Below are 628 nucleotides of genomic sequence, written 5' to 3' on the forward strand. Positions count from 1 at the left end.
CGCAGCACCGGCTCCAGTGAACGATCGGCCCGTTCCGCAAGTGCGGCATAGGCCATGCTCATCGCCCGATCCGACGCCGCAATCTCGGCATCGCCGCAGATCGCCTTTTCCGTGGGAGTGATGGCCTTCCCACAGACGAAACCGGCCTGGGCGGCGGCGGGGCCATGGGCGAAAGCTGCGCCAACGAGAGCCGCCAACAGCGCGGCCGGGTATTTCCAGTGCTGCATGCGTTATCCTTGCGCGCGCCCGAATTCGGAAAGCTGACGTTAGATCAGCCCAGTGCCGCCTGCCATTCGGCTGCGTCAAACCCCACCAGCAATCCGCCCGGATGTTCGACCACGGGCCGTTTGATGGTTGAAGGATGCGCGGCCATGATGGTGACGGCCTTGGCGGCGTCGATATCGGCCTTGTCCGCATCGTCGAGCTGGCGGAAGGTCGTGCCGCGACGGTTGAGCACCACTTCCCAGCCTTTCGCCTCCACCCATCGGGCCAGTTGCTCAGGATCGGTGCCCTGTTTCTTGTAATCGTGGAACTGGTAGGCGACGCCCTGGTCATCGAGCCATTTGCGGGCCTTCTTGACGGTGTCGCAATTGGGGATGCCGTAAACGGAAATCTTGGTCATAATCTT

At 62.6% G+C, this 628-nt stretch carries 2 protein-coding genes; both read right to left on the reverse strand.

Annotated features, from left to right (window positions below):
- A partial coding sequence (locus IEX18_RS18475; protein WP_229664723.1) for a lysozyme inhibitor LprI family protein occupies positions 1 to 227 on the reverse strand: 227 nt, incomplete at its 3' end.
- Positions 228 to 271: 44 nt separating this feature from the next.
- Positions 272 to 622, reverse strand: coding sequence for an ArsC family reductase (locus IEX18_RS18480; protein ID WP_161389451.1), 351 nt, complete (start codon positions 620 to 622; stop codon positions 272 to 274).
- Positions 623 to 628 lie beyond the last annotated feature (6 nt).

The sequence above is a fragment of the Sphingomonas metalli genome (assembly GCF_014641735.1).
GTDB lineage: Bacteria > Pseudomonadota > Alphaproteobacteria > Sphingomonadales > Sphingomonadaceae > Sphingomonas > Sphingomonas metalli.